The following is a 26,001-nucleotide window of genomic DNA, read 5'->3' as shown; positions in this document are numbered from 1 at the left end:
GTGAGGATTCGGGTATGTCTCGCTGCGCTCGCCGTGGCGTGCGTCCTCGGTGCCGCGGCCACGGCGCTCGGCGCAAATGGCCTCGAGCCACGACTGACGAAGGCGTTGACCGGGACATCCCTGTCGCTCGGCAAGACGGCCGCCCTGGCGATCGACATGTCGAACGGCGAGACGATCTACGCCCACAACAGCGACGTTCCGTTGGCCCCCGCCTCGAACGAGAAGATCCCCGTCTCCTTCGCAGCCCTCACGCGCCTGGGGACGGGATACCGCTTTCACACCGAGGTCTACGGCGTCGGGCGGCGCGCCGGGTCGGCGTGGGACGGCGACCTCGTACTCAAGGGCTTCGGCGATCCGACGCTCGCCTCGGCCGACATCGACCGACTCGCCGCAACGATCCGCGGGCGCGGCATCCGTTCGGTCACGGGCAGGATCCTCGGCGACGAGACGTTCTATGACTCGAGGCGGGCGGTGGCCGGGTGGAAGTCGACCTTCCTCCTCCGTGAGACGCCGCCGCTCTCGGCCCTGATCGTCGATCGCGCACAGGGCTGGCCGGCGCTCTCGCCGCCCCTGCTCGCCGCTCGGGCGCTTCGTGACGCTCTCGGGCGACGTGGTGTCGTCGTGGCTGGACGCCCGGGACTCGGCGTCGCTCCCGCTGCGGCGACGACACTCGCCTCGGACACGTCCGACCCCCTCGCAGGGGTCGTGAAGCACATGAACCAGGAGAGCGACAACTTCTATGCAGAGATGCTGCTCAAGCAACTCCCCGCAGCCGCGGGCCAGGCCGGCACGTCGGCGGGCGGCGGTAAGATCGTGATCGCGACGATGCGGGCGGCGGGGATCCCGGTCGCAGGGGTGCGTATCGTCGACGGGTCGGGCCTCTCGAGCCTCGACCGCCTCACGGCGGCAGCCCTCGTAGGCGTGCTCCGTGCCGGGGCCACAGATCCGTCCATCGCGCGCGCGTTCGTCGACTCCCTCGCCGTCAGCGGCAACAGCGGCACGTTGGGCGATCGCCTCCCGGCCCTTCGTGGCGTCGTGAAGGGGAAGACCGGCACGACGAACCTCGCCTGCACGCTGTCCGGGCTGATCGGGGCAAAGATCGTGTTTGCGGTGCTCCAGAACGGGAACCCGGTGCCGTCGTGGGCGGCTCGGGGCGCGCAAGATCGGTTCGTGACGATCCTTGCTACAACGACGCCGATCGGCTGAGTGAAGGCAATGGCGACCGGCTTCAGCCGGTCGCCAGAGTTACTCGATCAGACTACGAGCCGTCGAGGAGCGCCCGCAACTCGGCTTCGCCGAGGATCGGGATGCCCGCCTTCTCAGCCTTCGCCGCCTTCGAGCCGGGGCTCTCGCCCACGATCACGCCCGTCGTCTTCTTCGAGACCGAATCCGACACCTTCGCGCCGAGCGCCTCGAGGGCGGCCTTGGCTTCCTCGCGCGTGTAGCCGTCGAGGGTGCCCGTGATCACGTACTGCGAGCCGGTCAGCGGGCCGACGACGGCGCGCTCGGCCTCCCCCACCTCGAACTGCAGCCCGAGCGAGCGTAGATCATCGACGAGGGCCTGATTCTCCTCGTCGGCGAACCATTCGGCGATCAGCTCGGCGCGATCGGGCCCGATTCCCTCCGCCTCCTCGAGGTCCTCCTGCGTCGCGCCGACAAGCGCGTCGATCGTGCCAAAGTGCCTCGCGAGATTGCGCGCGAGCACCCACCCCACCTTCGGCATGTTGAGACCGAAGAGGACGCGTGAGAACGGCTGCGCTCTCGACCGCTCGATCGCAGCGACCGCATTCGTCGCAGAGATCTCGCCGTAGCCCCCGATCTCGAGCAGCTGCTCCGACGTGAGCCGATAGAGGTCGGGCATCGAGCGCAACAGCCCCTCGTCCCAGAGCTTGCGCACGAACTGCTCGCCCACGCCCTCGATGTCCATCGCGGCGCTGACCCAATGGATCAACGTCTCGAGGCCACGCGAGGGGCACGCACGATTGGGGCAACGATGCTTGACCTCCCCCTCGGGCTTCACGACCTCGATCCCGCAGAGCGGACAGTGCGACGGCATCTTCCATTCGACGGTTCCGGGCCGATGCTCGCCTGCCGGCCCGACGACCTGCGGGATCACATCGCCGGCGCGCTGCACGATCACGAGGTCGCCCTCGCGAATCCCCTTACGGTTGATGTCCTCCTCGTTATGCAGGGTCGCGCTCGTGACGGTGACACCGCCGACCTGGACGGGCTCGAGTTCGGCCCACGGGTTCAGCGCGCCCGTCCGCCCGACCCGGATGTGGATGCGCGTCAACGTCGTGATCGCCGTCGAGGGTGCCCACTTGAACGCCCGTGCCCACCGCGGCCGTTCGTGCAGCGCTCCGAGGCGCTGCTGCTGCGCGAAGGAGTCGACCTTGATCACGATGCCGTCGATCTCGTAGTCCAGGTCAGCCCGGTGGCTCTCCCAGGCCTCGCACGCGCTCGCAACCTCCGCGATCGTCTCGAAGCGCTCTGCGTGCGGGTTCGTCCGGAAGCCCCGCTCGCGCAGCCAGCCGAGCATCTCGAAGTGCGTCACGGGCGTCGCGCCCTCGTGGATACCGGCGCCGTAGATCCAGAGCGACAGCGGCCGCTCGGCGGTGATCGCCGGGTTCAGCTGACGGAGCGATCCCGCCGCGGCGTTGCGGGGGTTAGGTGCCTCCTTCTTGCCTGCGTCGATCTGGGCGGCATTGAACCGCGCGAAACCCGAGAGCGGGAAGTAGACCTCTCCCCTCGCCTCGAAGAGCGGCAGTGGTCTCTCACCGTCCGGCACCCGCATGCGCAGCGGGACCGCCTCGATCGCGCGGACGTTCGCGGTCACGTCCTCACCTCGGAACCCGTCACCACGCGTTGCTGCGCGCACGAGCACGCCCTCCTCGTAGATGAGCGAGATCGCGGACCCGTCGATCTTCGGCTCGATCACGTAGGCGACCGGCTCGTCGGTGCCGAGACGCTTCTGCACGTCCGCCGCCCACTTCTCGAGCGCCTCGCTCGTCGTCACCTTCTCGAGCGATCCCATCGGAGTGAGGTGCTCGACCTTCGTGAAGCCTGCTGCGGGGGCGGCACCGACCCGCCTCGTGGGTGAGTCCGCAGCGATCAGCTCGGGATGCTCGTCCTCGAGTGACTGCAGTTCGTCGTAGAGCGCGTCATAGGCCGCGTCGGGGATCTCGGGGTCGTCGAGGACGTGGTACCTGTAGGCGTGGTGCTCGATCACTCGCCGGAGCTCATCGATCCGTGCCGAGGCGTCAGACAAGCGCGAGGATCTCCCCCGGATGCTGAACGAGGGCATCCGGCCCTACAGCAAGAAGCCGTTCGTCGGGATGGATCCCACCCCAGCCAACCGCTATCGAGTACGCGCCCGCGGCGTTCCCGGCGTTGATGTCGAACGGCGAGTCGCCCACGTAGACCGCCTCGTCCGGGGTCGCACCGAGACGGCGCAGGGCCTCGAGCACCGGGTCGGGATCAGGCTTGTGCCGCTCGGTGTCGTCGGAGCCGATGAGAACGTCGGTCAACTCGGCGAGAAACGGGAACCGGTCGAAGGCGAGGTGAACGGTCGAGCGCCGCTTTGCTGTCACGATCCCGAGCTGGTGTCCGCGCTCGACGAGCTCGCGCAGGAGCTCGGGGATCCCGTCGAACGTCTCGAGCGTCGCGTGCAACGGCTCGTTGTGGGCACGATAGACGTCGATCAGTTCGTCGACGCGATCAGGGTCGAGGTCACGCATCTGAGACACGAGCCCTTGTCCACCGATGGCTGCACGCACAGCCTCCTCATCGGGCTCGCGGCCAAGAACGGTGACAGACGCATGGCGCATCGAGGCCATGATGATCGGCCCAGAGTCGATCAGCGTGCCATCGAGGTCGAAGAGGATGACGCGGTAGCGCACCGCCCGATCGTATCGACGCCAGCACGCGTCACTCGTGAGACGCGTACTCGACTCCCACGAGGTACAGCCCATGCGGAGGCGAGGTCGCCCCACCCTCTGACCGGGGCCGACCGTCGAGAAGCCGAGCAAACCGCTCCGGGCTGCTCTGCAGCATCGTCCCGACGAGCGTCCGCACCATGTGCCGTAGGAACGAGTCAGCCGTGACCGTGAAATGCAGGTGGTCGCCGCGCCGTTCCCAGGCCGCCTCGCGGACGATCCGCACGAACACCTCGTGCTGGCTCTCGACCGGCGTGAACGCCGTGAACTCGTGCTCCCCCGGGAGCAAAGCGGCACATTCCTGCAGTCGCTCGAGCTCGACGGGTCGCGGCCACCAGAGCGAGCTCCGAACCTCGAGCGCCGACCGCGCGGGGCGATTGAGCACGACGTAACGGTACGAGCGCGCCGTGGCCGAGAAGCGCGCATGGAAGCCCTCGGGCGCATCCTCGACCGCGAGCACCGAAACGTCCGCGGGCAGAGCCGTGTTCAGTGCCTCGGCAGCCTTCACGGCCGGCGCGCCGGCCGTGACGTGCACGCTTGCGACCTGCCCGGTCGCGTGAACCCCCGTGTCGGTGCGGCCGGCAACCGCCAGGTCGCTCCAGCCGCGAGGGTAGATGACGTCGAGCGCCTCGCGCAGAGCGCCCTCGACGGTTCGCTGGTCGGGCTGCCTTGCCCAACCATGGAACGCGCCGCCGTCGTACTCGAGTGTGAGCCTGAGCAGTGCCACGGCCGATCGTTGTACCAGGCTTCTACCGCTCTGGAGCGGGATCGACCTCGAGCACGAGTTCGTCGACGGCACGGACGATGATGCTCGAGCCCGGTTCGATCGTCGCACGGGAGCGAGCACCCCAGATCTCCCCGTCGACCCGCACCTGCCCGGTCTCCTCGGGCGTCCCCGCCGTGAGGCGCGACGACGCGACGCCACGGCGCCCGACGAGTGCCTCCACCCCGACTGCCGGAGGCCCCTCGCGGCGCTGTCGACGCGACCACCACAGGAAGACGAGAACCTCGACGACATCGATCACGATGGCAACGACGACGACGACGACGTTCCAGGGCGACGAGAGGAACAGGAGCGCGAAGATGAGCGCGATCAGCGTGAGCATGCGTGAAGCGTACGGGTCGGCATGAGGGTCAGGGAGCACTGGTCCCGCGAGAACGACGAGGGGCGCCCGCGGGCGCCCCTCGAATCAGCTTCGACCGTGTCAGGTCAGGCAGCAGCAGCCGGGTCATAATCGACGAACTCGAGCAACACCATCGGCGCTGCGTCACCCGGGCGCGGCCCGAGCTTGACGATGCGCGTGTAGCCACCGTTCCGCTCCGCGAAGCGCGGAGCGACATTCAGGAACAGGTGGTGCACGACATCGTTCGAGCGAAGCTCAGCCATCGCCTGGCGTCGCGCGTGAAGGTCACCACGCTTGCCGAGCGTGACCATCTTCTCGGCGTACGGCTTGACCGCCTTCGCCTTCGCCTCGGTCGTCTTGATCCGGCCGTGCTGAATCAGCGCGCCTGCGAGATTGGAGTACAGCGCCTTGCGGTGAGCTGAATCCCGGCCGAGCTTCTTGCCTGCGCGTGCGTGTCGCATGACTTAAACGAGCTCCTCGCCCTTGAGTGTCAGCCCGTGGGCGGCGAGGGTCTCGCGCACCTCCTCGACCGACTTGCGACCGAAGTTCGGGATCGCGGCGAGCTCGGCCTCGGACTTGGAGGTGAGATCGCCGATCGTTTCGATGCCGACGCGCTTGAGGCAGTTGTAGGAACGGACACCGAGCTCGAGCTCCTCGATCGGGAAGTTCTCCATCCCGTGCGAGGTCGACGCCTCGGCAGCTGCCTCGATCGCAGCTTCGCTGAAGCCCTCGATCGCGTCGAGATCGGTGAAGATCGCGAGCTGCCGAATCAGGATGTCTGCGGCCTGACCGATGGCATCACGCGGCTCGATCGAACCGTCCGTCGTAACGTCGAGGACGAGCTTGTCGAAGTCGGTGCGCTGACCGACACGAGCGGACTCGACCTCGTACGCGACCCTACGCACCGGCGAGAAGATCGAGTCGATCGGAATCACACCGATCGTCATGGTCTCCGTGCCACGATTCACGTCGGCCGGCATGTAGCCGCGGCCACGACCGATCGTGAGCGTCATCTCGAGCTTGCCCTTCGCGGCGAGCTGAGCGATCTCGAGCTCCGGGTTGAGAATCTCGAGGTCGGCGGGCGCCTCGATGTCGGCAGCGGTGACGATGCCGGGACCCTTCTTGGAGATGTGCACCTCGACCTCGGGTGACTCGCCGTGGAGCAGGCAGATCAGGCTCTTGAGATTGAGGATGATGTCGGTGACGTCCTCGCGCACGCCGGGGAGCGTCGTGAACTCGTGCGACACGCCCTCGATCTTCACCGCGGTCACAGCCGTCCCCTCGAGTGACGAAAGTAGGACGCGGCGGAGCGAGTTACCGAACGTGTAGCCGAATCCGCGGTCGAGGGGCTCGATCGCGAACACGCCGCGATGATTGTCGCCCTCTTCGCTGACGATGCGGGGAATCTGGAATTCCATCAGGCTTGAACGAGTTGCCAATGCGATCCTTTCGTGTTCTTCACAGCGGGCGAGCGGCCGGGGTTGCGCCTCACCCATACGGTCCAGAGAGGCGTGCCTCTCCGAGGTCTACTTCGAGTACAGCTCGACGATGAGTGACTCCTGCACGGGGGTGTCGATCTCCGCCCGCTCGGGCCAGCGAAGCACCTTGCCGGCGAGACCCTCGTGATCTGCCTGCAGCCACGGTGCAACGGAGGCGGTGAGGTCGGTCGCGTCGCGCACGAGCGGCGCCGCAGCACTGCCCGACTTCAACGTGATCACGTCGTTCGGGCGAACGGCGAAGCTCGGGATGTTGACCCGACGGCCGTTGACCTGAAAGTGGCCGTGGCGAACGAGCTGCCGCGCCTGTGCGCGGGAGCCCGCGAAGCCGAGCCGGTAAACGACGTTGTCGAGACGGGTCTCGAGCATCCGAAGCAGGTTCTCGCCGGGGGCGCCGAGGCCCTTCGTTGCCTTCTCGTAGGTGTTGCGGAACTGCTTCTCGAGCAAACCGTAGTAGCGGCGCGCCTTCTGCTTCTCGCGCAGCTGCAGCAGGTACTCGCTCTGCTTGATCCGGCCGCGGCCATGCTCACCCGGCGGATAGGAGCGGCGCTCGATGGCGCACTTCTCGGTCAGGCAGCGCTCGCCCTTGAGGAACAGTTTGATGCCCTCGCGGCGGCAGAGCCGACACTTGGGGCCGAGGTCGCGAGCCATTAGACGCGCCTCCGCTTCTTCTGCCGGACGCCATTGTGCGCCTGCGGGGAGACGTCCTTGACGCCCAGGATCTCGAGCCCGGCTGCCTGCAGCGAGCGAATCGCCGTCTCGCGGCCGGAGCCCGGCCCCTTGACGAAGACCTCGACCTTCTGCAAACCGTGCTCCATTCCCTTGCGTGCGCAGTTGTCCGCCGTGACCTGTGCTGCGAACGGCGTGGACTTGCGCGAACCCTTGAACCCGGCCGATCCGGCCGACTCCCAGGCGATCACGTTTCCATCCTTGTCCGTGAGCGACACGATCGTGTTGTTGAACGATGTCTTGATGTGGGCCTGGCCGATCGCGATGTTCTTCTTGACGCGCCGGCGCGTGCGACCGCGAGCAGCCGCTGCTTTACGAGGAGGTGCCATCTACTTCCCCTTCTTCCCGCGTCCGACCGTCTTCTTCGGGCCCTTGCGTGTACGAGCGTTGGTCTTGGTGCGCTGGCCGCGAGCCGGAAGTCCACGACGATGCCGGATGCCGCGATAGCAGCCGATCTCGGCCAGTCGCTTGAGTGCCTGGGATCGTTCGCGACGCAGGTCACCCTCGACCTCGACGTGGTCGTCGATGTAGGCGCGGAGCTTCGTGATCTCGTCGTCGGTCAGATCCTTGATCTTTTGGTCGGGATCGAGCGCGAGCGCCTTGCAGATCTTCTGCGCGGTCGACTGGCCGATGCCGTAGATGTAGGTGAGCCCGATCTCGAGACGCTTCTGATTCGGGAGGTTGACGCCTGCGATGCGAGCCATTAGTGGTTCTCAGCCCTGCCTTTGCTTGTGCCGTGGGTTGACGCAGATCACCATGGTGCGCCCATGCCGCTTGATCACGCGGCAGCGCTCACACATTGGCTTGACTGATGGGCGGACTTTCATCGTGAATTCCTCGGTGGCGGTTGTGTGGTGACGAGTCAGCGGTGTCGGAACGTGATACGGCCGCGTGTGAGATCGTAGGGAGAGAGCTCGACCTTGACTCGGTCGCCAGGGAGAATGCGAATGTAGTGCTTGCGCATCTTCCCGGAGATCGCGGCGAGAACCACATGTCCTTCATCGAGCTGCACCCTGAACATCGTGCTCGGGAGCGCCTCGACGACCTCGCCTTCGACCTCGATCTTCTCTTCCTTGACTGCCACCCTTCCCTCGCGCGAACGTCTTGTGGTGATGGAGCCCCCGCTTCGGGGGCACGAACGAAAACGGTGAAACCGAACCGTCTGACGAATCCCATTGCGCAGCGAGACGGCCACGCCGCGGGCCGCTTACTGTAGCAAACTCGCAGTCTCGACCGCGATTCCGACGCGCGGGGTGAGAATGCGAGGTCCCGATGCTGCGATTGCGACCGTGTGCTCGAAGTGCGCGGCGAGCGAGCCGTCTTCCGTCGAGATCGACCAACCGTCGTCGTGGAGGTAGACCTCAGGCGATCCGACCGTGATCATCGGCTCGATCGCGATCGTCATCCCGGCCGTGAGCTTCGGTCCTCGGCCGGGCTGGCCGAAGTTCGGCACGTGCGGATCCTCGTGGTAGTGCCGGCCGACGCCGTGACCGACGAGGCTTCGAACGACGGAGAAGCCCGCTTGTTCGACCACCGTCTGGACGGCGAACGAGACGTCCCCGATCCGGTTCCCCGGCTGCGCCTGCGCAATACCGGCCGCTAGGGCCGCCTGGCAGGTGTCGAGAAGGCGCTGCGCCTCCGGGTCGATCTCCCCGACGCCGAACGTGTACGCGCTGTCGCCGAACGCCCCCTCGAGGACGATCCCGACGTCGATCGTGACCAGGTCACCGTCCCTGACGACATAGGGGCCTGGGATCCCGTGGACGACCATCGAGTTCGGGGAGATGCAGATCTCGGCGGGGTATGTCCCGTGGTAGCCCTTCGAGGCGGAGACGCCGCCGTGCGCGGTGACGAACGCGCCGGCGATGTCGTCGAGCTCACCCGTCGTGATGCCCGGGCGCAGGTGCTCGCCGACATGGGAGATCGTCGCGGCGACGAGGTCACCTGCGCGCGCGATCCGCTCGATCTCCTCTGGCCCCTTGCGGATGATCACCGGGCGACCTGACGGAGAGCGTCCTCGATCTCGGCAAAAACGTCGTCGACACCCCGATCCGCAGCGAGGGTGTGAAGCGTTCCGGCGGCGATGTACCGCTCGATCACCGGCTCGGTCTGCTCGTGATAGATAGCGAGCCGCCGTGCCATCACCTCGGGCGTATCGTCTGTCCGACCTTCCTCGTGGGCGCGCCCGAGCGCGCGAACGGTCGCCGTCTCGTCATCGAGGTCGAAGAAGAGCACCGTGTCGAGCGGCCTTCCGATCGCCTCGAGCATCTGGTCGAGCTCCTCTGCCTGGAGGAGATTGCGCGGGAAGCCGTCGAGGACGAAACCGCGGCTCGCATCATCCCGTGAGAGCCGCTCACGGATGAGGGCGACGGTCAGCTCGTCCGGGACGAGCTCGCCAGACGCGAGAATCGGCTCGACCTGGCGGCCGAGATCCGTTCCTTCTGAGATCGCGGCACGAAACATGTCCCCTGTCGAGACGTGAGGGATGCCGTGGGCTGCGCAGATCCGCTTCGCCTGCGTGCCCTTCCCGGATCCCTGTGGCCCGAGAACGAGGACGTTGATCGTGGCTATTTGAGGAAGCCCTCGTAGTTGCGCATCATCATCTGACTCTCCATCTGGCGCATGGTGTCGAGTGCAACGCCAACCGCAATCAGCACGGACGTACCGCCGAGGGCGCCGGAGCTCGCCTGGGAGAACCCGAAGAAGCGGATGAAGAGGCTTGGCGAGATAGCGACCAGCGCGAGGAAGAGCGCGCCGGGAAGGGTCAGCCGCGTCATCACGCGGTCGAGGTACTGCGCCGTCGGCGGGCCAGGCCGGATGCCGGGGATATAGCCGCCGTACTTGCGGAGGTTGTCGGCTTGCTCCACGGGGTTGAACTGCACCGCTGTGTAGAAGTACGTGAAGAGGATGATCAGCGAGGCCTCGATCAGCAGATACGTGATGTTGCCGGGCTGGAAGTGATCGTTGATGAACTCCTGCGTCGCCGGAAAGTACTGCGCGATCGTCGCCGGGAACGCGAGCAGAGCAGCCGCGAAGATGACCGGGATCACTCCGGCCATGAGGATGCGTAGCGGCAGATACGTCGCGCCGCCCGTCGTCATCCGCCTGCCTACCTGGCGGCGCGCGTACTGGATGGGGATCCGACGCTGCCCTTCCTGGACGAACACGACGGAGGCGACGATGGCAAGAGCGATGAGCGGGAAGAAGATGCGCTCCATCGGCCCGCCGTTCCACCAGGCGCTGATCCCGATCGGAAGGCTCGTGAGGATGGAGGCAAGGATGAGGATCGAGATGCCGTTGCCGATCCCGCGCTTCGTGATCTGCTCGCCGAGCCACATCAGGAGAACGGTGCCCGTCGTCAACGAGACGACGATGAGCGTCATTCGGCCGGCGTTGGCCTCGAGCGCGTCCTGCCGCTGAAAGAGCACCGCGTAACCAAAGGCCTGCAGCGCGGCGAGCACGACCGTGAGATACCGCGTGTACTGGTTGATCTTGGCGTACCCGGACTCGCCTTCCTTCTGCAGTTCGGCGAGCTTCGGCACGGCGACCGTCATCAACTGCACGATGATCGACGCCGTGACGTACGGCATGATCCCGAGCGCGAAGAGGGAGAACTGCGAGAGTGCACCACCGGAGAACAGGTTCAAAAGCCCGAGAATCGAGCCTCCCTGGCCGTTGAAGTAGTTCTCGATCGCGGCCGCGTCGACGCCCGGGGCAGGCAGCCACGACCCCAGCCGATAGATGGCAAGGATGAACGCCGTGAAGAGAATTCGACGTCGAAGTTCAGGGACGCGCCAGGCGTTTCCGAGCCAGCTCAGCATTACTCAGCGGTTGCCTCGTCGGCCGCAGCCTCGGGTGCCTCCTCGACGATCTCGACCGCGACATCTTCGACCGCAGCCTCCTCGGCCGCGTGGGGCCGCTTCGCCTTGGCCCTCTTCGGCTTCTTGGCGACGGGCTCGCCGCGCAACCACGTGACCGTTCCGCCCGCTGCCTCGATCTTCTCCTTCGCGGTCTTCGAGAAGCCGTGTGCCGTGACGCTGAGGCTCTTCGTGAGATCACCGGAGGCGAGGATCTTGATGTCGATCTTCGTGTTCTTGATCAACCCGGCCTCGACGAGTGCGTCGGGAGTCACCTCGGCGCCCGCTTCGAAGCGGGCCTCGAGGTCACGGAGGTTGACGGGCTGCGTGTAGGTGCGGAATGGCCCGATCGGCATTGCGTCGGCAGACGTGTTCCCCCGGAGCTTCGGGAGCTGCATGTCGATCGGCATCTGCCCACCCTCGAACCCGGCCGGCATCATGTGCGACCCGGAGCGTGACTTCTGGCCCTTGATCCCGCGACCGGAGTAGCGGCCCTTGCCGGAGCCCATGCCGCGGCCGACCCGCTTGCGTGCCTTGCGCGGCTGTGCCGGCTTGAGGCTGTGGAGATTGAGCTCCTCGGCCATGTCTACGCGTCCTTCCCTTCGACCTTGACGAGATGAGCAACGTGGCGCAACTGGCCGGCCAGCTCGGCGCACTCGGTGTGCTCCGCGCTGCGACCGATCTTGCCGAGGCCGAGCGCCCTGATGGTGCCGTGGTGCGCCTTGCTCTGGCCGATCGTGCTCCTGATCTGAGTGACTTTCACCGTGGTCATGCCGGCACCTCCACCGCGTCAGCGTCGGAAGGCGCCTCGGCCTCAGCAGCAGCGGCGGCCGCAGCGGCCACCGTGACTGCGTCGTACCCACGCGGCAGCGGCAGCACTTCACGGATCGTCTTGCCGCGCTGCCGTGCGATGTCCTCCGGCCGCCGCAGGTGCTTGAGCCCGTCCACGGTGGCCTTCGCCATGTTGATCGGGTTCGTCGTGCCTAGGCTCTTCGCGAGAACGTCACGGATACCGGCGAGCTCGAGGACGGCACGCACTCCGCCGCCCGCGATGACGCCCGTACCCTCACTTGCGGGCCGGAGGAAGACGCGTGCAGCTCCGAACTCGCCGAGGATCTCGTGCGTGATCGTGGTGCCGTGCTTCGGCACCGTGAACATGTTCTTCTTCGCGTCGTCGACGGCCTTGGAGATGGCGAGCGGAACCTCGCGCGCCTTCCCGTATCCGACGCCGACCCGATCGGTCTCGTCCCCGACGACAACGAGTGCCGTGAACGAGAACCGCCGGCCGCCCTTGACGACCTTGGCGACGCGGTTGATCTCGATCACGCGTTCCTTCAACTCGCGCGTCTCAGCTACCCCAAACGTGCTCAAAACTCAAGTCCTCCTTCGCGCGCGCCGTCGGCGAGCGCCTTGACACGGCCGTGGTAGAGGTAGCCGCCGCGATCGAAGACACAGGCGGTAATGCCTGCTGCCTTCGCGGACGCGGCGAGCTGCTTGCCCACCTCGGCTGCCTGTTCTGACTTGTTGCCGGAGAAGTCCTTCAGCTGGAGCCAGCCGGCGGCCGCCAGCGTGCGTGCCTCCCGGTCGTCGATCAACTGGGCGAAGATGCCCTTGTTCGAGCGGAACACGGCGAGACGCGGCCTTTCGGCCGTTCCCGCAACCTTGCCGCGAATGCGGCGATGGCGGCGAAGCCGTGCTTCGCGCGTCGACAGAGAGCTCATGCGCGCTTCCCAACCTTTCTCCGAACCTGCTCGTCGCGATAGCGGATTCCCTTGCCCTTGTAGGGCTCGGGCGGCCGCACCTTGCGGATCTCGGCGGCGATCTGTCCGACCGCCTGCTTGTCAGTGCCCTTGACGATGATCTGCGTGGGGATCGGCACCTCGAAGCTGATGCCGTCGCGCGGCGTGATCGTCACGGAGTGCGAGTAGCCGACGGCGAGCTCGAGGTCGCTGCCCTTGAGCTGTGCGCGGTACCCGACGCCCTGGATCTCCAGGTGCTTTTCGAATCCCTTCGTGACGCCCTCGACCATGTTTGCGACGAGCGTGCGCGTGAGTCCGTGCAGCGCGCGATCGTCTCCCCGGTCGGTGGGTCGCGTGACGTTGAGGACGCCGTCCTCCTGGACGATCGAGATCCGGACTGGGACCTGCTGCTCGAGTTTTCCGAGCGGGCCTTCCACGTTCACCGTTCCACCCGGCGACACCTCGACGGTGACACCACTCGGAACCTCGATTGGCCTGCGCCCGATACGACTCATCGCGCTACCAGACGAAGGCGAGAACTTCGCCGCCAACGCCGCGCTCAGCGGCCTGACGGCCGGTGATCACGCCGGTCGAGGTGGACAGGATCGCGGTACCGAGACCACCGAGCACGCGCGGGAGCCGGTTCTTCGGCGCATAGACGCGCCGGCCCGGCTTGGAGATGCGCTTGAGATCGGTGATCACGCGCTCGCGGTTGCGGCCGAACTTGAGCTCGACTACGAGCGTGGAGTAGGGAGTGCCTTCGACGACCCTGAAGTCCTTGATGTACCCCTCGTCTTTGAGCAGGCGGGCAATCTCCTCCTTCATCCGCGAGGAAGGCATCTGGGTGCTGTCGTGCATCGCCTTGTTGGCGTTGCGGATCCGGGTCAGCATGTCTGCAATTGGGTCAGTCAGCATTTTCGCTCCGTGGAACAGCTGCATTGTCGCTTCGCGAAACGGCTGTTTCACGGAGCGAAAATGCTCGATGGGCGGGATAATTGTCGGCTCGAACCGAGCCGAATCTCTTCCCTTGGATACGGTGATTCATCCCCATGAGATCGTGTCCACCGAAGGCGGAACCATAGATATGGTTTTCATCACCAGGAACTCTTGGTCATACCTGGAATGGCTCCTTGGTGTGCCAATTCGCGCAGGCAGATCCGACAGAGCTTGAACTTCTTGTAGACGGCACGCGGGCGACCGCAACGGTTGCACCGCGTGTACGCCTGGGTCTTGTACTTCGGCGTCCGCTTCTGCTTGACGCGGAGTGAGGTCTTTGCCACTTTTAATCCCTTCTGCTTTCGGCTGCGAACGGCAGACCGAGGTGGCGCAGGAGCGCGCGCGCCTGGTCATCGTTCTCCGCCGTTGTGGTGATAGCGATGTCGAGGCCGCGGATCGACTGCACGCTGTCGTAGTCGATCTCCGGGAAGATGATCTGCTCCTTGATGCCGAGGGAGTAGTTGCCCCGGCCGTCGAACGAGTCCGGGTTGAGTCCCCGGAAGTCGCGGATCCGCGGAAGCGATATCGAGACGAGTCGGTCGAGGAACTCGTACATCTTGGCGCCGCGCAGAGTGACCCTGGCGCCGACGGCCATGCCTTCGCGGAGCTTGAAGCTCGCGATCGACTTCCGGGCGCGCCTGACCTGCGCGTGCTGCCCCGCGATCGTCGAGAGCTCCTCGATCGCAGCGTCCATTGCCTTCGCGTCGGTCTTCGCCTCGCCGACACCCATGTTGAGCGTGATCTTGGTCACCTTGGGGACCTGCATGACCGAGTCGAGCTCGAGCTCGTCCTTCAGGGCGGGGCGAATCTCGTCGTCGTAGCGCTGCTTGAGGCGCGCGACATATGTCTCGGTGGCGGCCATCAGCGATCGATCTCCTCGTTACAGCGCTTGCAGAATCGGACGCGAACGATGCTGCCCTTGATCTCCTTGACATGCACACCGGTGCGCGACGCCTGCTTGCAGGTCGGGCAGACGAGCATCACGTTGCTGACGTCGAGCGGCGATGCCTTTTCGAAGATGCCGCCGGGCGTCATCTGCGCACCGCCCATGCGAGACGTATCGCGCACGGGTGCCGGCTTGCGGTGCCGCTTCACGAGGTTGAGGTTCTCGACGATGACGCGACCCTCACTCGGGCGTGCCTCGATGACACGGCCCTGCTTGCCGCGATCCTTGCCTGAGAGCACCTGGACGGTGTCGCCCTTCTTGATCTTCATGGTTGTTGCCATTAGAGAACCTCTGGAGCCAGGCTGACGATTTTCATGAAATTCTTCTCGCGCAACTCCCGTGCGACCGGCCCGAAGATGCGGGTTCCGCGCGGGTTCAACTGTGCATCGATGATGACGGCGGCGTTCTCGTCGAAGCCGATCAGCGTGCCGTCGCTACGACCGTAGGGCTTCTTCGTCCGGACGATAACGGCCTTCACTACCTCGCCCTTCTTGACCGTGCCCTGCGGTGTCGCGGCCTTCACGGTAGCAACGATGATGTCGCCGACGCGGGCGTAGCGACGGTGCGATCCTCCCATCACGCGGATGCAGAGGATCTCGCGGGCGCCGGTGTTGTCGGCGACCTTGAGTCGGCTCTCCTGCTGGATCACTTGGCTACCTCGACGATCTCGGTCAGGCGCCAGCGCTTCGTTGCCGAAAGCGGGCGCGTCTCGACGATGCGGACGACGTCGCCGACGTTGGCGGTGTTGCCCTCGTCATGCGCGTGGAACTTGACCGACCGACGAACGACCTTCTTGTACTTCCGGTGCGACTTCGTCACCTCGACCTTGACGACGATCGTCTTGTCCATCGCGGCCGACACGACCGTGCCCTGGCGCTCCTGGCTGCGACCGCGCTCGTGCTCCGGCTTCTCGAGTCGGACGATCGGCTTGCGCTCGGTCGCCTTCTCACGCATCGGACGCGTCTTCTGCGGACGGAGCGCGCGAGGGAGCCGCTTCTTCTTCTGCTTCGGCCCTGACTGCGGGGCAGGAACCTTCTCCGCTGCGGCCTCGACGACCTCCTCGGCAACCACCTCAGCGGCAGCCTCCTCGATCGCCTCCTCGACAACGGCGGCCTCAACGACCTCCTCCGCGATCACCTCGGCAGCAGCCTCCTCGATCGCCTCCTCGACAACGGCGGCCTCGACGGCCTCCTCGGCAACCGCCTCGGCGACAACCTCCTCGATCACCTCGATTGCCTCCGCGCCTTCCTCGGCCGTGATCTCGCCATCGGCGACGGCCTCGACGACAGCTTCCTCTGCCTCCACGCCGGCCTCGAGATCGGCCGCGGTCGCTTCCGCGGCTGCTTCCTCGATCACTTCCTCGACGGCTACGACCTCGGCAGCGATCTCCCCGGCGTCCGCGACGACGGCGGCGTCAATGGCCTCCTCCGCCTCGGCGACCTCGGCAACGACCTCGGCGATGTCCTCGGCAACAGCCTCGTCGATCGCCTCTTCGACCGCGACGACCTCGTCAGCGATCTCGGAGGCGTCCTCGGCGACTGGCTCGACGACGACCGCTTCGACCTCCGCGGTGTCGACCGGAACCTTCTCGGTTGTCTTCTTCTTTCGTTCTGCCATCTCAGATCTTCCCCAGTCGCTCACGTTCGGTCTTCACGGTCAGGATGCGGGCGATCTCGCGCTTTGCCGACTGCAGCCGGGCGCTGTTCTCGAGCGCGCCGGTGGCCGACTGGAAGCGGAGATTGAAGAGCTCCTTGCGGGTTGCAACCATCTTCTCCTCGAGCTCCTCGTCCGTCATGTCACGTAGCTGGCTAGCTTTCAAAGAGATCAGCCTCCCGCCTCACGAACTTCACTTTCATCGGCAGCTTCTGGGCTGCGAGGCGCAACGCCTCGCGCGCAAGAGCCTCGTCGACGCCGGCGAGCTCGAAAAGCACACGGCCTGGCTTGACGACAGCGACCCAGCCCTCGGGTGATCCCTTACCCGAGCCCATGCGCGTCTCGGCGGGCTTCTTGGTGAACGGCTTGTCCGGGAAGATGTTGATCCAGACCTTGCCGCCACGCTTGATCTTGCGCGTCATCGCGATACGAGCAGCCTCGATCTGCCGGTTGGTGATCCAGCCGTCCTCGAGGGCCTTGATCCCGTAGTCGCCGAACTGAACGGTCGTCTGACCCTTCGCGAAGCCGTCACGGCGGCCGCGATGGTGCTTCCGATGCTTGGTCTTCTTGGGCAGCAACATCAGGAATCAGTCCCCTCTGCCGGAGCCTCGGGCGTCACGTCCGGCATCGGCGCGTCCGTCTGCTCGGGAGCCGGAGGTTCAGCCTGGCGCGGCGGGCGCTGGGACCGTGCCGGCCGCGGACCGCCACCCTGTCCACCCGAAGGGCGAGCCTGACCGCCACCCGGCCGTGGGCCACGCCCACCACCCGGAGGACGTCCGCCACCGGGTGCTCCGCCGCCGCCCGGGCCGCGTCGGCCCTTCTTGACGAGGCCGAGACCCTCTCGATCCTGACTGCGACCGCGACCGCTCTCGCGCGAGGCGCCGAGGCCCTCTGCAGCGCCACCGCGCTTGCGCCGCGCCTGATCCTGGTCGCCGAGACGAGTCTCCTTCCCGGTGGACGTGCCTTCGTAGCCTTCCGGCATGATCTCGCCCTTGTTGACCCAGACCTTGACGCCGATCCGTCCGAACGTCGTCCGTGCCTCGGCGAAGCCGTAGTCGATGTCGGCGCGGATCGTGTGCAACGGCACGCGACCCTCGGTGTATCGCTCGACGCGGCTCATCTCGCCGCCGCCCAGCCGCCCGCCGCACTGGATCTTGATTCCCTGAGCACCCGACCGCATTGCCGAAGCGAGAGCCCTCTTCATTGCACGCCGAAACGAGACACGGTTCTGCAGCTGCTCGGCGATCGACTGCGCGACGAGTTGAGCATCGAGCTCGGGACGCTTGATCTCGTTGATGTTGATGTGAACCGACTTGCCGGTGATCGCGTGCAGTTCCTTACGAAGCGCATCGACCTCGACTCCCGACTTGCCGATCACGATCCCGGGGCGCGCGGTATAGATGTCGACCGTGATCCGCTGCTTGTCCTTCCGGATCAGGATGTCGGAAAGGCCAGCGTGGGAAAGCTTGCCGTTGATGTGCTCGCGGATGCGAACATCCTCGAGGATGTAGTCGGCGAACTCCTTCTTGCCGGTGTACCAGTTCGACTTCCAGTCGTGGATGACACCGACGCGTAGGCCGCCAGGATGGATCTTCTGGCCCATCAGGCAACAGCCTCCTTCTTCTTCGCCGGCGACTTGCGCTTCGGCTTCTCGACGGCAGCGGGAGTCTCCGAGACCGGGGCTTCGGTTCTGGCAGGCTTCTCGGCCGACCGCTTGGGCCGCGCCGCCGCCTTCGGGTTCTCGCTGACGATCAGGGTGATATGACACGTGCGCTTGCGAATCCGGTTGACGCGGCCGCGGGCGCGGGCACGCCAACGCTTGAGCGTCGGCCCCTCGTCCGCGTAGGCGGCAAGAACGATGAGCTCATCGCCGTCGAGGGCATGGGCGGACTCGGCGTTCGCGACGGCCGAGCGCAGCACCTTCTCGATGTCCACTGCGGCAGCGCGCGGCGTGAACGCGAGGATCGTGCGGGCCTCGGGCACGCTGCGGCCGCGGATGTGATCGAGGACGAGGCGGGCCTTCCGCGCCGACAGTCGAACGTACTTCGCCTCCGCGCGCGACTGGGTGAGCTTGGATGTGTCCTTGGTAGCCACTAGCGCTTCTTCACCTGGGTCTTGTTGTCACCGGCGTGGCCGCGGAACGTTCGGGTCGGCGCAAACTCGCCGAGCTTGTGCCCGACCATCTGCTCGCTGACGAACACCGGCACGTGCTTGCGCCCGTCGTGGACGGCGATCGTGTGGCCGACCATGTCGGGGAACACGGTGGAGCTGCGCGACCACGTGCGGATCATCCGCTTCTCGTTGGTGGCGTTCATCGCCTCGATCCGACTCAGCAGCCGGTCGTCGATGAAAGGCCCCTTCTTCGATGATCTGGACATAGTTTGTTAGCGCCTTTCCTTGCCGCGGCGACGGCCGCGAACGATCAGCTTGTCGGATTCCTTGTGCTTCTGGCGGGTGCGCTTGCCGAGCGTCGGCACGCCCCAAGGCGTCACCGGATGGCGACCGCCCTTGGACTTCCCCTCGCCGCCGCCGTGAGGGTGGTCGACCGGGTTCATGGCCGAGCCACGCACTGCGGGGCGCTTGCCGAGCCAGCGGCTGCGGCCGGCCTTGCCGGACTGCTCATTCGCATGATCGGAGTTGCCGACCTGACCCACCGTCGCACGGCAGGTGAGGAGCACGCGACGCATCTCGCCGGAGGGAAGGCGCAGAACGCCGTACTCCTGATCTTTCGCGACGAGCTGCACACCGGCGCCGGCCGAGCGCGCCATCTTGGCACCCTGACCCGGCTTGAGCTCGACGTTGTGCACGAGTGTTCCCGTGGGAATGTTGTCGAGAGGCAGCGCATTGCCGGCCTTGATGTCGGCGCCGGGGCCGGACTCGACCGACGTGCCGACCCGGAGGCCCTGGGGCGCGATGATGTATGACTTCGCGCCGTCCGCGTAGTGCAGCAGGGCGATTCGCGCCGACCGGTTGGGGTCGTACTCGATCGCCGCGACCTTCGCGGGCACGCCATCCTTCGTCCGCTTGAAGTCGATCACGCGGTACATCCGCTTGTGGCCGCCACCCTGGTGGCGCGTGGTGATTCGACCGTTGTTGTTGCGGCCGCCTGTCTTCTTGAGCGGTTCGACGAGCGAGCGCTCGGGAGCCTTCTTCGTGATCTCCTCGAAGGAGGAGACCGCCATGAAGCGGCGTCCCGGGCTTGTCGGCTTGTATTTCTTGACTGCCATTAGACCTGTGCCCCTTCGAAGATCTCGATGGACTCGCCCTCGCGCAGCTGCACGATGGCCTTCTTCCAGCTCGGCCGCACACCCTTGAACACGCCGCGGCGCTTCGGCTTGGCGGCAACCTTGATCATGTGAACGCTCTGCACCTTGACGCCGAAGAGCTCCTCGACGGCCTGACGCACCTGCGTCTTGTGGGCGTCCTGATGCACCTTGAAGGTGTACTTCCGGTCGGCGAGCCCCGAGTAGCTCTTCTCGGAGACGACGGGCGCGATGAGAACGTCGGCGGCGTTCACGATGCCTTCCCTTCGACGAGTGGGAGAGCCGCCTCGCTGACGAGGACCGAGCGCGCCCAGACGATCGGCGCCACCTCGAGCTCGGAAGGAACCGTGACGAGAACGCGTTCGAGATTGCGGAACGACTTGATCAGCCCGATCTCGTCCTCGTGAGCGACGACGACGAGCGGCGTCTCCTTGCCCCACTTATCGATCAATGCCTTGGCCTGCTTCGTGGACGGCGTCTCGAAGGCTCCACCGTCGACGAGCGCGAGCGTCCCGTTGCCGACGTGGTTCGAAAGCGCTCCGGCGAGAGCGGCGCGCCGAACCTTGCGGTTCACCTTGACGTCGAAGCTGCGCATACCGGGAGCGAAGGCAACGCCGCCACCCGTGAAGTGAGGGGCGCGAATCGTGCCCTGGCGCGCGCGGCCGGTGCCCTTCTGGCGCCATGGCTTCGCACGTCCACCGGAGACCATTCCGCGGGTTTTCGCGCCACGTGTACCCGCGCGGTGCGCGTTCAACTCGGCGCGCACGACCTCGTGCACGATATGCCTTTTGAGCTCGGCGCCGAACACGGCGTCTCCGAGCATTGCCGACTTGGCCGTCGTACCGCCAAGAACGTCTGCCTTCAGCGCTGCCATCAGCCGGTGCTCCTGATCTCGACGATGCCGCTCGTCGGGCCCGGAACGGCGCCCTTTACGAGGAGCAGATTGCGCTCGACGTCCACGTCGTGGACGACCAGCCCGAGCTGCGTGACGCGCTTGCCACCCATGCGGCCCGACATCTTCTGACCGCGGAACACGCGCGACGGTGTTGCTGACGCGCCGATCGAACCGGGCGCGCGAACGTTGTGTGAGCCATGAGAGACGGGGCCACGCTTGAAATTGTGGCGTTTGATGGTGCCCGCGAAGCCCTTGCCGATCGACGTGCCTGCAACCTTGATCGCGTCGCCGGGTTGGAACGCCTCGACGGTGACGGTGTCACCGACTGCGAGCTCACTCTCGCCACGGAACTCGACGAGGTGCCGGTGAGCCGAAGCTCCGGACTTCTTCAGATGACCGATCTCACCCTTTGTGATCTTGCGGTCGGCAACGGGTTCGTAGGCGAGCTGGACGGCCGCATAGCCGTCGGCGCTCTCGTTGCGCACGTGCGTCACCGGGCAGGGTCCAGCCTCGATCACGGTCACCGCGGTAACCGCACCGGATTCCGGATCAAAGATCTGGGTCATCCCAAGCTTTTTCCCGACTATGCCTTTCACGACGTCCCTCCATTGCAACGGGAAAAAGCGTTAGATAGTGCGTTCACTTGTGTGTGGAGAAGTGGTGCGTTCACTTGTGTGTGGAGAAGTGGTGCGTTCATTTGTGTGTGGTGAAATCTCATTTGAGTTTGTTCATGCTGTTATCTAGAACTGTAGAAATTGCCTCAGCAATTTCTACAGTTTTATTTCGATGTCGATGCCGGCGGGTAGGTCGAGGCGCATCAGCGAATCGACCGTCTTCGGCGTGGGGCTGTGGATGTCGATCAGGCGCTTGTGCGTACGCACCTCGAAGTGCTCGCGCGAGTCCTTGTCCTTGAACGGGCTCCGGATCACGCAGTACACGTTCTTCTCGGTGGGCAGGGGCACCGGGCCGGTGATTGTGGCGCCCGTGCGCTGCGCCGTCTCGACGATCTGCGACGCCGAGCGATCGAGCTGCTGGTGGTCGTAGCCCTTGAGCCGGATTCGGATTTTCTGTTGCGCCATAGTGTCTTGTCTCTCTTTCGAGGGAGAGGCTGCGCCTCTCCCCAACACAAAGAGGGGAGAGGCTACGCCTCTTCCCCTATTTGATGATCTCCGTGACGACGCCGGCACCGACGGTGCGGCCACCCTCGCGGACGGCGAACCGAAGTCCGGCATCCATCGCGATGGGCTGACCCATCTCGATCTCCATCTGCGTGTTGTCGCCCGGCATGACCATCTCCTGGCCGTCCGGCAGCTTGATCGAGCCCGTCACGTCCGTCGTGCGGAAGTAGAACTGGGGCCGGTAGCCGTTGAAGAACGGCGTGTGGCGGCCACCCTCGTCCTTCGAGAGCACGTAGACCTCGGCCTTGAAGTGCGTGTGTGGCGTGATCGAACCCGGCTTCGCGAGTACCTGACCGCGCTGGACCTCCTCGCGCTTGACACCGCGGAGCAGCACTCCAGCGTTGTCGCCCGCCTGGGCGAAGTCGAGCACCTTGAGGAACATCTCGAGGCCGGTGACGGTGGTCTTCTCGACCTTTTCCGTGATCCCGACGATCTCGATCTCCTTGCCGACCTCGATCTGACCCTGCTCGATGCGGCCCGTGACGACCGTACCGCGGCCCGTGATGGTGAACACGTCCTCGATCGGCATCAGGAACGGCTTCTCCGTGTCGCGAACCGGCTCCGGGATGTAGGAGTCGACTGCGGCCATCAGCTCGAGGATCTTCGGCGTCCACTCGGGGTCGCCCTCGAGCGCCTTGAGTGCCGAGACCTGGATGATCGGGATGTCGTCGCCCGGGAAGTCGTACTTCGTGAGCAGCTCGCGCACCTCGAGCTCGACGAGCTCGAGCAGCTCGGGGTCGTCGACCATATCGGCCTTGTTGAGCGCGACGACCATGAACGGCACCTCGACCTGGCGGGCAAGCAGAATGTGCTCACGCGTCTGTGGCATCGGGCCATCGGCGGCGGAGACGACGAGGATTGCCCCGTCCATCTGGGCGGCACCTGTGATCATGTTCTTGATGTAGTCGGCGTGCCCCGGACAGTCGACGTGGGCGTAGTGACGATTCTCCGTCTCGTACTCGACATGCGCCGTGTTGATCGTGATGCCGCGCTGCCGCTCCTCGGGAGCCGCGTCGATCGACGTGAAGTCGCGAACGGCGGTCCCCGTGCCGGACTCGGCGAGCACCTTCGTGATCGCCGCGGTCAGCGTGGTCTTGCCGTGGTCGATATGGCCGATGGTGCCGACATTGACATGCGGCTTCGACCGCTCAAACTTCTGCTTGGCCATCCTGCAATCTCCTTCTTACGAGCCTGACTGCGAGTCGACGATGTCGCTCGCGATGGACTGGGGTACTTCGTCGTATCGATCGAACGCCATGGTGAAAGCTGCCCGCCCCTGCGACATCGAGCGCAGGTCGGTGACATACCCGAACATCTCTGAGAGTGGCACGCTCGCCACGATCGACTGGGAGTTGCCGATTGGCTTGAGCGACTCGACTCGCCCACGCCGACCGTTGAGGTTACCCATAACGTCGCCGAGGTAATCGTCGGGTGTGACGACCTCGACGGCCATGATCGGCTCGAGCAACTTCGGCTTGGAGCGTCTCAACGCCTCCTTGAAGGCCATCGAGCCCGCGATCTTGAAGGCCCGCTCGCTCGAGTCGACGTCATGATACGAGCCGTCGATCAACTCGATCAGGACATCGACGACCGGGTAGCCGGCAAGCACACCGGCGTTCATTGCTTCCTGGATTCCCTCGTTGACCGGCTTGATGTACTCCTTGGGAATCTTGCCGCCGACGATCTTGTCGATGAACTCGTAGCCCTTGCCCGGCTCCTGCGGCAGGAGGTTGATCGTGACATCGCCGTACTGCCCTGAGCCACCCGTCTGGCGGACAAACTTGCCCTGCACCTTCTCGGCGGGCTTGCCCGCGGTCTCACGGTAGGCGACCTGGGGCCGGCCAACATTCGCGTCGACGTTGAACTCTCGCATGAGCCGGTCGACGATGATCTCGAGGTGGAGCTCACCCATGCCCGCGATGAGCGTCTGACCGGTCTCCTCGTCGGAGGTGACGCGGAAGGTCGGATCCTCCTCGGCAAGGCGCTGAAGGCCCTGTGAGAGCTTGTCCTGGTCGCCCTTCGTCTTTGGCTCGATGGCGACGGAGATGACCGGTTCGGCGAACGTCATTCGCTCGAGCACGATCGGTGATTTATCGATTGCAAGCGTGTCACCGGTCGTCGACTGCTTCAGGCCGACCGCGGCCGCGATGTCGCCTGCGCCGATCTCGTCGCGCTCCTCGCGATGATTGGCGTGCATCTGGAGGATGCGGCTGATTCGCTCGGTCTTACCGTTCGTCGTGTTGACGACGCGATCGCCGGCTGTGATCTGACCGGAGTAGACGCGGAAGTACGTCAACTTGCCAACGAACGGATCGGACATCACCTTGAAGACGAGGGCCGAGAACGGGGCGTCGAACGAGGCAGGCCGCGACAACTCCTCGCCGGTCTTCGGGTCGACGCCCTGCACCGATGGGACGTCGAGCGGGCTCGGCAGGTAGTCGACCACCGCGTCGAGCAGCGGCTGCACGCCCTTGTTCTTGAAGGCGGAGCCGAGCAGGACAGGAGTGATCGCGCTCGCGAGCGTGCCGGCGCGGAGTGCGCGGCGGAGCATCTCGGGCGTAACGGAGTCTTCGTCCTCGAGGTAGCTCTCCATCAGGTCATCGTCGAACTCGGCGACCGCGTCGATGAGTGCGTGATGGTGCTCTCTGGCAAGTTCGACGAGGTCGGCAGGAATCTCACCGACGGTGAAGGACTCGCCGAGATCGTCGTCGTAGGTGACCGCGTTCATCTCGACGAGATCGATGACGCCGCGATGGTGCTCCTCCTCGCCGACGGGGATCTGGACGCAGACGGCAGTGGCGCCGAGACGGTCGCGCATCGTCTGAACGGCGTTGAAGAAGTCGGCGCCTGTGCGGTCCATCTTGTTGATGAACGAGATCCGCGGCACGCCGTAGCGGTCTGCCTGTCGCCACACCGTCTCGGACTGCGGCTGCACGCCGGCCACCGAGTCGAAGACCGCGATTGCTCCGTCGAGCACGCGCAGTGACCGCTCGACCTCAGCTGTAAAGTCCACGTGCCCGGGCGTATCGATAATGTTGATCTTGTGGTCGCGCCACTCTGCCGTCGTCGCCGCAGACGTGATCGTGATGCCGCGCTCCTGCTCCTGCGCCATCCAGTCCATCGTCGCCGCGCCCTCGTGTACTTCGCCGAGCTTGTGTGTGCGGCCGGTGTAGTAAAGGATTCGCTCCGTCGTCGTCGTCTTACCGGCGTCGATGTGCGCCATGATCCCGATGTTGCGGACGCGGTCCAGAGAGATGCGGGAGGCAGTTGTGCTCATCGTTGTCTCCCCGCTACCAGCGGTAGTGAGCGAAGGCCTTGTTGGCCTGCGCCATCCGGTAGATGTCGTCCTTCTTCTTGTAGGCGCCGCCCTGCTGATTGAGCGCATCCATCAGTTCGCCCGCGAGCTTGTCACCCATGTGCTTCTCGCGGCGGTCGCGCGCGAACTGCACGATCCAGCGGATCGCGAGCGTGCGGGCGCGGCGCTGCGGTACTTCGATCGGCACCTGGTAGTTGGCACCACCGACACGGCGTGAGCGCACCTCGAGAACAGGGGTCACGGACTTGACGGCGCCCTCGAGGATCTCGAGTGCCGGCTTGCCGGTCTTCTCGGAGGCGAGTGCGAGGGCGTCGTAGACGATACGCTCGGCCGTCGACTTCTTGCCGTCGAGCATGACGCAGTTGATGACCTGCGTGACGAGCACCGACGAGTAGACGGAGTCGGGCTCGAGCTGGCGCGGCTGGATCTCTGCTCGACGTGGCATCAGCTCGAGCCCTTCTTGGCGCCGTACTTCGAGCGGCCCTGACGACGATCGGAGACGCCCGACGTGTCGAGTCCGCCGCGAATCACCTTGTAGCGGAAGCCCGGGAGGTCCTTGACGCGACCGCCGCGGATGAGCACCACGGAGTGCTCCTGGAGGTTGTGCCCCTCACCGGGAATGTAGACGCCGACTTCCATCCCGTTCGTGAGCCGGACGCGCGCGACCTTCCGCAGCGCCGAGTTCGGTTTCTTCGGAGTGGTGGTGTACACGCGCGTGCAGACGCCGCGCTTCTGCGGAGCTCCGCGAAGGGCCGGGGTGTTCGTCTTGGCCACGGGGGCCTTGCGGCCTTTGCGGACGAGCTGATTGACGGTGGGCACGCTGCTCCTAACACTCTCGAGAAACACAGACAAAGAATCACGCGCAGATGTGGCA

The 26,001-nt window shown here is 65.5% G+C and carries 38 protein-coding genes and 2 pseudogenes; 1 reads left to right on the top strand and 39 read right to left on the bottom strand.

What is annotated here, in order from left to right; genetic code table 11:
- Window positions 1-1,206: a D-alanyl-D-alanine carboxypeptidase/D-alanyl-D-alanine-endopeptidase gene (dacB, locus tag ABIR74_RS00670; RefSeq protein ID WP_348174679.1), complete on the top strand. Its 1,206-nt coding sequence runs from the start codon at window positions 1-3 to the stop codon at window positions 1,204-1,206.
- Window positions 1,207-1,258: 52 nt separating this feature from the next.
- Here the strand turns inward: dacB and ligA are convergent, their stop codons facing one another.
- The 39 genes and pseudogenes from ligA to rpsL all read right to left on the bottom strand — a co-directional run bounded on the left by ligA (window position 1,259) and on the right by rpsL (window position 25,946).
- Window positions 1,259-3,268, bottom strand: a complete 2,010-nt coding sequence (gene ligA, locus ABIR74_RS00665) for an NAD-dependent DNA ligase LigA (protein WP_348174678.1) — start codon at window positions 3,266-3,268, stop codon at window positions 1,259-1,261.
- Window positions 3,261-3,899, bottom strand: a complete 639-nt coding sequence (locus ABIR74_RS00660) for an HAD-IA family hydrolase (protein ID WP_348174677.1) — start codon at window positions 3,897-3,899, stop codon at window positions 3,261-3,263. The genes ligA and ABIR74_RS00660 overlap by 8 nt, the downstream gene beginning before the upstream one ends.
- Window positions 3,900-3,927: 28 nt before the next feature.
- A complete protein-coding gene (gene truA / locus ABIR74_RS00655; RefSeq protein WP_348174676.1) occupies window positions 3,928-4,662 on the bottom strand; it encodes a tRNA pseudouridine(38-40) synthase TruA in 735 nt (244 codons plus the stop codon).
- 22 nt (window positions 4,663-4,684) lie between these two features.
- Window positions 4,685-5,041 carry an NfeD family protein gene (locus ABIR74_RS00650; RefSeq protein WP_348174675.1) on the bottom strand — a complete coding sequence of 119 codons (357 nt, stop codon included), beginning with the start codon at window positions 5,039-5,041 and terminating at the stop codon, window positions 4,685-4,687.
- A gap of 104 nt (window positions 5,042-5,145) precedes the next feature.
- On the bottom strand, window positions 5,146-5,520 hold the full coding sequence (rplQ, locus tag ABIR74_RS00645) for a 50S ribosomal protein L17 (protein ID WP_348174674.1): 375 nt from the start codon (window positions 5,518-5,520) through the stop codon (window positions 5,146-5,148).
- A gap of 3 nt (window positions 5,521-5,523) precedes the next feature.
- Complete coding sequence (locus ABIR74_RS00640; RefSeq protein WP_348174673.1) at window positions 5,524-6,498, bottom strand: DNA-directed RNA polymerase subunit alpha; 975 nt, start codon at window positions 6,496-6,498, stop codon at window positions 5,524-5,526.
- Between the two features lie 87 nt (window positions 6,499-6,585).
- Window positions 6,586-7,206, bottom strand: a complete 621-nt coding sequence (gene rpsD / locus ABIR74_RS00635; protein WP_348174672.1) for a 30S ribosomal protein S4 — start codon at window positions 7,204-7,206, stop codon at window positions 6,586-6,588.
- On the bottom strand, window positions 7,206-7,613 hold the full coding sequence (gene rpsK / locus ABIR74_RS00630; protein ID WP_348174671.1) for a 30S ribosomal protein S11: 408 nt from the start codon (window positions 7,611-7,613) through the stop codon (window positions 7,206-7,208). Before rpsK ends, rpsD begins: the two co-directional genes overlap by 1 nt.
- Entirely contained in the window at window positions 7,614-7,988 is a 375-nt protein-coding gene (rpsM, locus tag ABIR74_RS00625; protein WP_348174670.1) for a 30S ribosomal protein S13, read from the bottom strand.
- A gap of 9 nt (window positions 7,989-7,997) precedes the next feature.
- Window positions 7,998-8,111: a 50S ribosomal protein L36 gene (gene rpmJ / locus ABIR74_RS00620; RefSeq protein WP_114795975.1), complete on the bottom strand. Its 114-nt coding sequence runs from the start codon at window positions 8,109-8,111 to the stop codon at window positions 7,998-8,000.
- A gap of 35 nt (window positions 8,112-8,146) precedes the next feature.
- Window positions 8,147-8,368 (bottom strand): translation initiation factor IF-1, encoded by a 222-nt coding sequence (infA, locus tag ABIR74_RS00615; RefSeq protein ID WP_348174669.1) that lies wholly within the window; start codon window positions 8,366-8,368, stop codon window positions 8,147-8,149.
- A gap of 123 nt (window positions 8,369-8,491) precedes the next feature.
- Window positions 8,492-9,277, bottom strand: a complete 786-nt coding sequence (map, locus tag ABIR74_RS00610; protein ID WP_348174668.1) for a type I methionyl aminopeptidase — start codon at window positions 9,275-9,277, stop codon at window positions 8,492-8,494.
- Window positions 9,274-9,846: an adenylate kinase gene (locus tag ABIR74_RS00605; RefSeq protein ID WP_348174738.1), complete on the bottom strand. Its 573-nt coding sequence runs from the start codon at window positions 9,844-9,846 to the stop codon at window positions 9,274-9,276. The genes map and ABIR74_RS00605 overlap by 4 nt, the downstream gene beginning before the upstream one ends.
- A 5-nt stretch (window positions 9,847-9,851) precedes the next feature.
- Window positions 9,852-11,105 (bottom strand): preprotein translocase subunit SecY, encoded by a 1,254-nt coding sequence (secY, locus tag ABIR74_RS00600; protein WP_348174667.1) that lies wholly within the window; start codon window positions 11,103-11,105, stop codon window positions 9,852-9,854.
- A 158-nt stretch (window positions 11,106-11,263) separates the two neighbouring features.
- Window positions 11,264-11,725 (bottom strand): annotated as a pseudogene (gene rplO / locus ABIR74_RS00595) (50S ribosomal protein L15); the annotation flags it as partial.
- A 2-nt stretch (window positions 11,726-11,727) separates the two neighbouring features.
- Entirely contained in the window at window positions 11,728-11,913 is a 186-nt protein-coding gene (gene rpmD, locus ABIR74_RS00590) for a 50S ribosomal protein L30 (RefSeq protein WP_348174666.1), read from the bottom strand.
- Complete coding sequence (rpsE, locus tag ABIR74_RS00585) at window positions 11,910-12,512, bottom strand: 30S ribosomal protein S5 (RefSeq protein ID WP_348174665.1); 603 nt, start codon at window positions 12,510-12,512, stop codon at window positions 11,910-11,912. Before rpsE ends, rpmD begins: the two co-directional genes overlap by 4 nt.
- Window positions 12,509-12,862 (bottom strand): 50S ribosomal protein L18, encoded by a 354-nt coding sequence (rplR, locus tag ABIR74_RS00580; RefSeq protein WP_348174664.1) that lies wholly within the window; start codon window positions 12,860-12,862, stop codon window positions 12,509-12,511. Before rplR ends, rpsE begins: the two co-directional genes overlap by 4 nt.
- Window positions 12,859-13,395, bottom strand: coding sequence for a 50S ribosomal protein L6 (gene rplF / locus ABIR74_RS00575; protein ID WP_348174663.1), 537 nt, complete (start codon window positions 13,393-13,395; stop codon window positions 12,859-12,861). The genes rplR and rplF overlap by 4 nt, the downstream gene beginning before the upstream one ends.
- 4 nt (window positions 13,396-13,399) lie before the next feature.
- On the bottom strand, window positions 13,400-13,795 hold the full coding sequence (gene rpsH, locus ABIR74_RS00570) for a 30S ribosomal protein S8 (protein WP_348174662.1): 396 nt from the start codon (window positions 13,793-13,795) through the stop codon (window positions 13,400-13,402).
- Between the two features lie 179 nt (window positions 13,796-13,974).
- Window positions 13,975-14,160: a type Z 30S ribosomal protein S14 gene (locus tag ABIR74_RS00565; protein ID WP_348174661.1), complete on the bottom strand. Its 186-nt coding sequence runs from the start codon at window positions 14,158-14,160 to the stop codon at window positions 13,975-13,977.
- 2 nt (window positions 14,161-14,162) lie between these two features.
- Window positions 14,163-14,738, bottom strand: coding sequence for a 50S ribosomal protein L5 (gene rplE, locus ABIR74_RS00560; protein ID WP_348174660.1), 576 nt, complete (start codon window positions 14,736-14,738; stop codon window positions 14,163-14,165).
- Window positions 14,738-15,091 (bottom strand): 50S ribosomal protein L24, encoded by a 354-nt coding sequence (gene rplX / locus ABIR74_RS00555; protein ID WP_348174737.1) that lies wholly within the window; start codon window positions 15,089-15,091, stop codon window positions 14,738-14,740. Before rplX ends, rplE begins: the two co-directional genes overlap by 1 nt.
- An 11-nt stretch (window positions 15,092-15,102) precedes the next feature.
- Complete coding sequence (gene rplN / locus ABIR74_RS00550) at window positions 15,103-15,471, bottom strand: 50S ribosomal protein L14 (RefSeq protein WP_348174659.1); 369 nt, start codon at window positions 15,469-15,471, stop codon at window positions 15,103-15,105.
- Window positions 15,468-16,439: a 30S ribosomal protein S17 gene (rpsQ, locus tag ABIR74_RS00545; protein WP_348174658.1), complete on the bottom strand. Its 972-nt coding sequence runs from the start codon at window positions 16,437-16,439 to the stop codon at window positions 15,468-15,470. Before rpsQ ends, rplN begins: the two co-directional genes overlap by 4 nt.
- 1 nt (window position 16,440) lies before the next feature.
- Window positions 16,441-16,641, bottom strand: a complete 201-nt coding sequence (gene rpmC / locus ABIR74_RS00540) for a 50S ribosomal protein L29 (protein WP_348174657.1) — start codon at window positions 16,639-16,641, stop codon at window positions 16,441-16,443.
- Window positions 16,631-17,056, bottom strand: coding sequence for a 50S ribosomal protein L16 (gene rplP, locus ABIR74_RS00535; protein WP_348174656.1), 426 nt, complete (start codon window positions 17,054-17,056; stop codon window positions 16,631-16,633). The genes rpmC and rplP overlap by 11 nt, the downstream gene beginning before the upstream one ends.
- A complete protein-coding gene (gene rpsC / locus ABIR74_RS00530) occupies window positions 17,056-18,078 on the bottom strand; it encodes a 30S ribosomal protein S3 (RefSeq protein WP_348174655.1) in 1,023 nt (340 codons plus the stop codon). Before rpsC ends, rplP begins: the two co-directional genes overlap by 1 nt.
- A gap of 137 nt (window positions 18,079-18,215) precedes the next feature.
- Window positions 18,216-18,569 (bottom strand): annotated as a pseudogene (gene rplV / locus ABIR74_RS00525) (50S ribosomal protein L22); the annotation flags it as partial.
- Window positions 18,569-18,853: a 30S ribosomal protein S19 gene (rpsS, locus tag ABIR74_RS00520; protein ID WP_348174654.1), complete on the bottom strand. Its 285-nt coding sequence runs from the start codon at window positions 18,851-18,853 to the stop codon at window positions 18,569-18,571. The pseudogene rplV and the gene rpsS, both read right to left, overlap by 1 nt.
- 6 nt (window positions 18,854-18,859) lie before the next feature.
- Entirely contained in the window at window positions 18,860-19,702 is an 843-nt protein-coding gene (rplB, locus tag ABIR74_RS00515) for a 50S ribosomal protein L2 (RefSeq protein ID WP_348174653.1), read from the bottom strand.
- On the bottom strand, window positions 19,702-19,992 hold the full coding sequence (gene rplW / locus ABIR74_RS00510) for a 50S ribosomal protein L23 (RefSeq protein ID WP_348174652.1): 291 nt from the start codon (window positions 19,990-19,992) through the stop codon (window positions 19,702-19,704). The genes rplB and rplW overlap by 1 nt, the downstream gene beginning before the upstream one ends.
- Complete coding sequence (rplD, locus tag ABIR74_RS00505; protein WP_348174651.1) at window positions 19,989-20,612, bottom strand: 50S ribosomal protein L4; 624 nt, start codon at window positions 20,610-20,612, stop codon at window positions 19,989-19,991. The genes rplW and rplD overlap by 4 nt, the downstream gene beginning before the upstream one ends.
- Window positions 20,612-21,247 carry a 50S ribosomal protein L3 gene (gene rplC, locus ABIR74_RS00500; protein ID WP_348174650.1) on the bottom strand — a complete coding sequence of 212 codons (636 nt, stop codon included), beginning with the start codon at window positions 21,245-21,247 and terminating at the stop codon, window positions 20,612-20,614. Before rplC ends, rplD begins: the two co-directional genes overlap by 1 nt.
- 156 nt (window positions 21,248-21,403) lie before the next feature.
- Window positions 21,404-21,712 carry a 30S ribosomal protein S10 gene (gene rpsJ, locus ABIR74_RS00495; RefSeq protein WP_114795953.1) on the bottom strand — a complete coding sequence of 103 codons (309 nt, stop codon included), beginning with the start codon at window positions 21,710-21,712 and terminating at the stop codon, window positions 21,404-21,406.
- 76 nt (window positions 21,713-21,788) lie between these two features.
- Window positions 21,789-22,979 carry an elongation factor Tu gene (gene tuf / locus ABIR74_RS00490; protein ID WP_348174649.1) on the bottom strand — a complete coding sequence of 397 codons (1,191 nt, stop codon included), beginning with the start codon at window positions 22,977-22,979 and terminating at the stop codon, window positions 21,789-21,791.
- Between the two features lie 15 nt (window positions 22,980-22,994).
- Window positions 22,995-25,088, bottom strand: a complete 2,094-nt coding sequence (fusA, locus tag ABIR74_RS00485; protein WP_348174648.1) for an elongation factor G — start codon at window positions 25,086-25,088, stop codon at window positions 22,995-22,997.
- Between the two features lie 13 nt (window positions 25,089-25,101).
- The gene (rpsG, locus tag ABIR74_RS00480) at window positions 25,102-25,572 is read right to left on the bottom strand and encodes a 30S ribosomal protein S7 (protein ID WP_348174647.1); all 471 of its coding nucleotides are present in this window, start codon (window positions 25,570-25,572) and stop codon (window positions 25,102-25,104) included.
- On the bottom strand, window positions 25,572-25,946 hold the full coding sequence (gene rpsL, locus ABIR74_RS00475) for a 30S ribosomal protein S12 (RefSeq protein WP_348174646.1): 375 nt from the start codon (window positions 25,944-25,946) through the stop codon (window positions 25,572-25,574). The genes rpsG and rpsL overlap by 1 nt, the downstream gene beginning before the upstream one ends.
- Window positions 25,947-26,001: the final 55 nt, after the last annotated feature.

The organism is Gaiella sp., from assembly GCF_039915195.1.
Lineage (GTDB): Bacteria > Actinomycetota > Thermoleophilia > Gaiellales > Gaiellaceae > Gaiella.
Note: the sequence above shows the minus strand (reverse complement) of the source record. Positions and strands in the feature narration are given on the sequence as shown.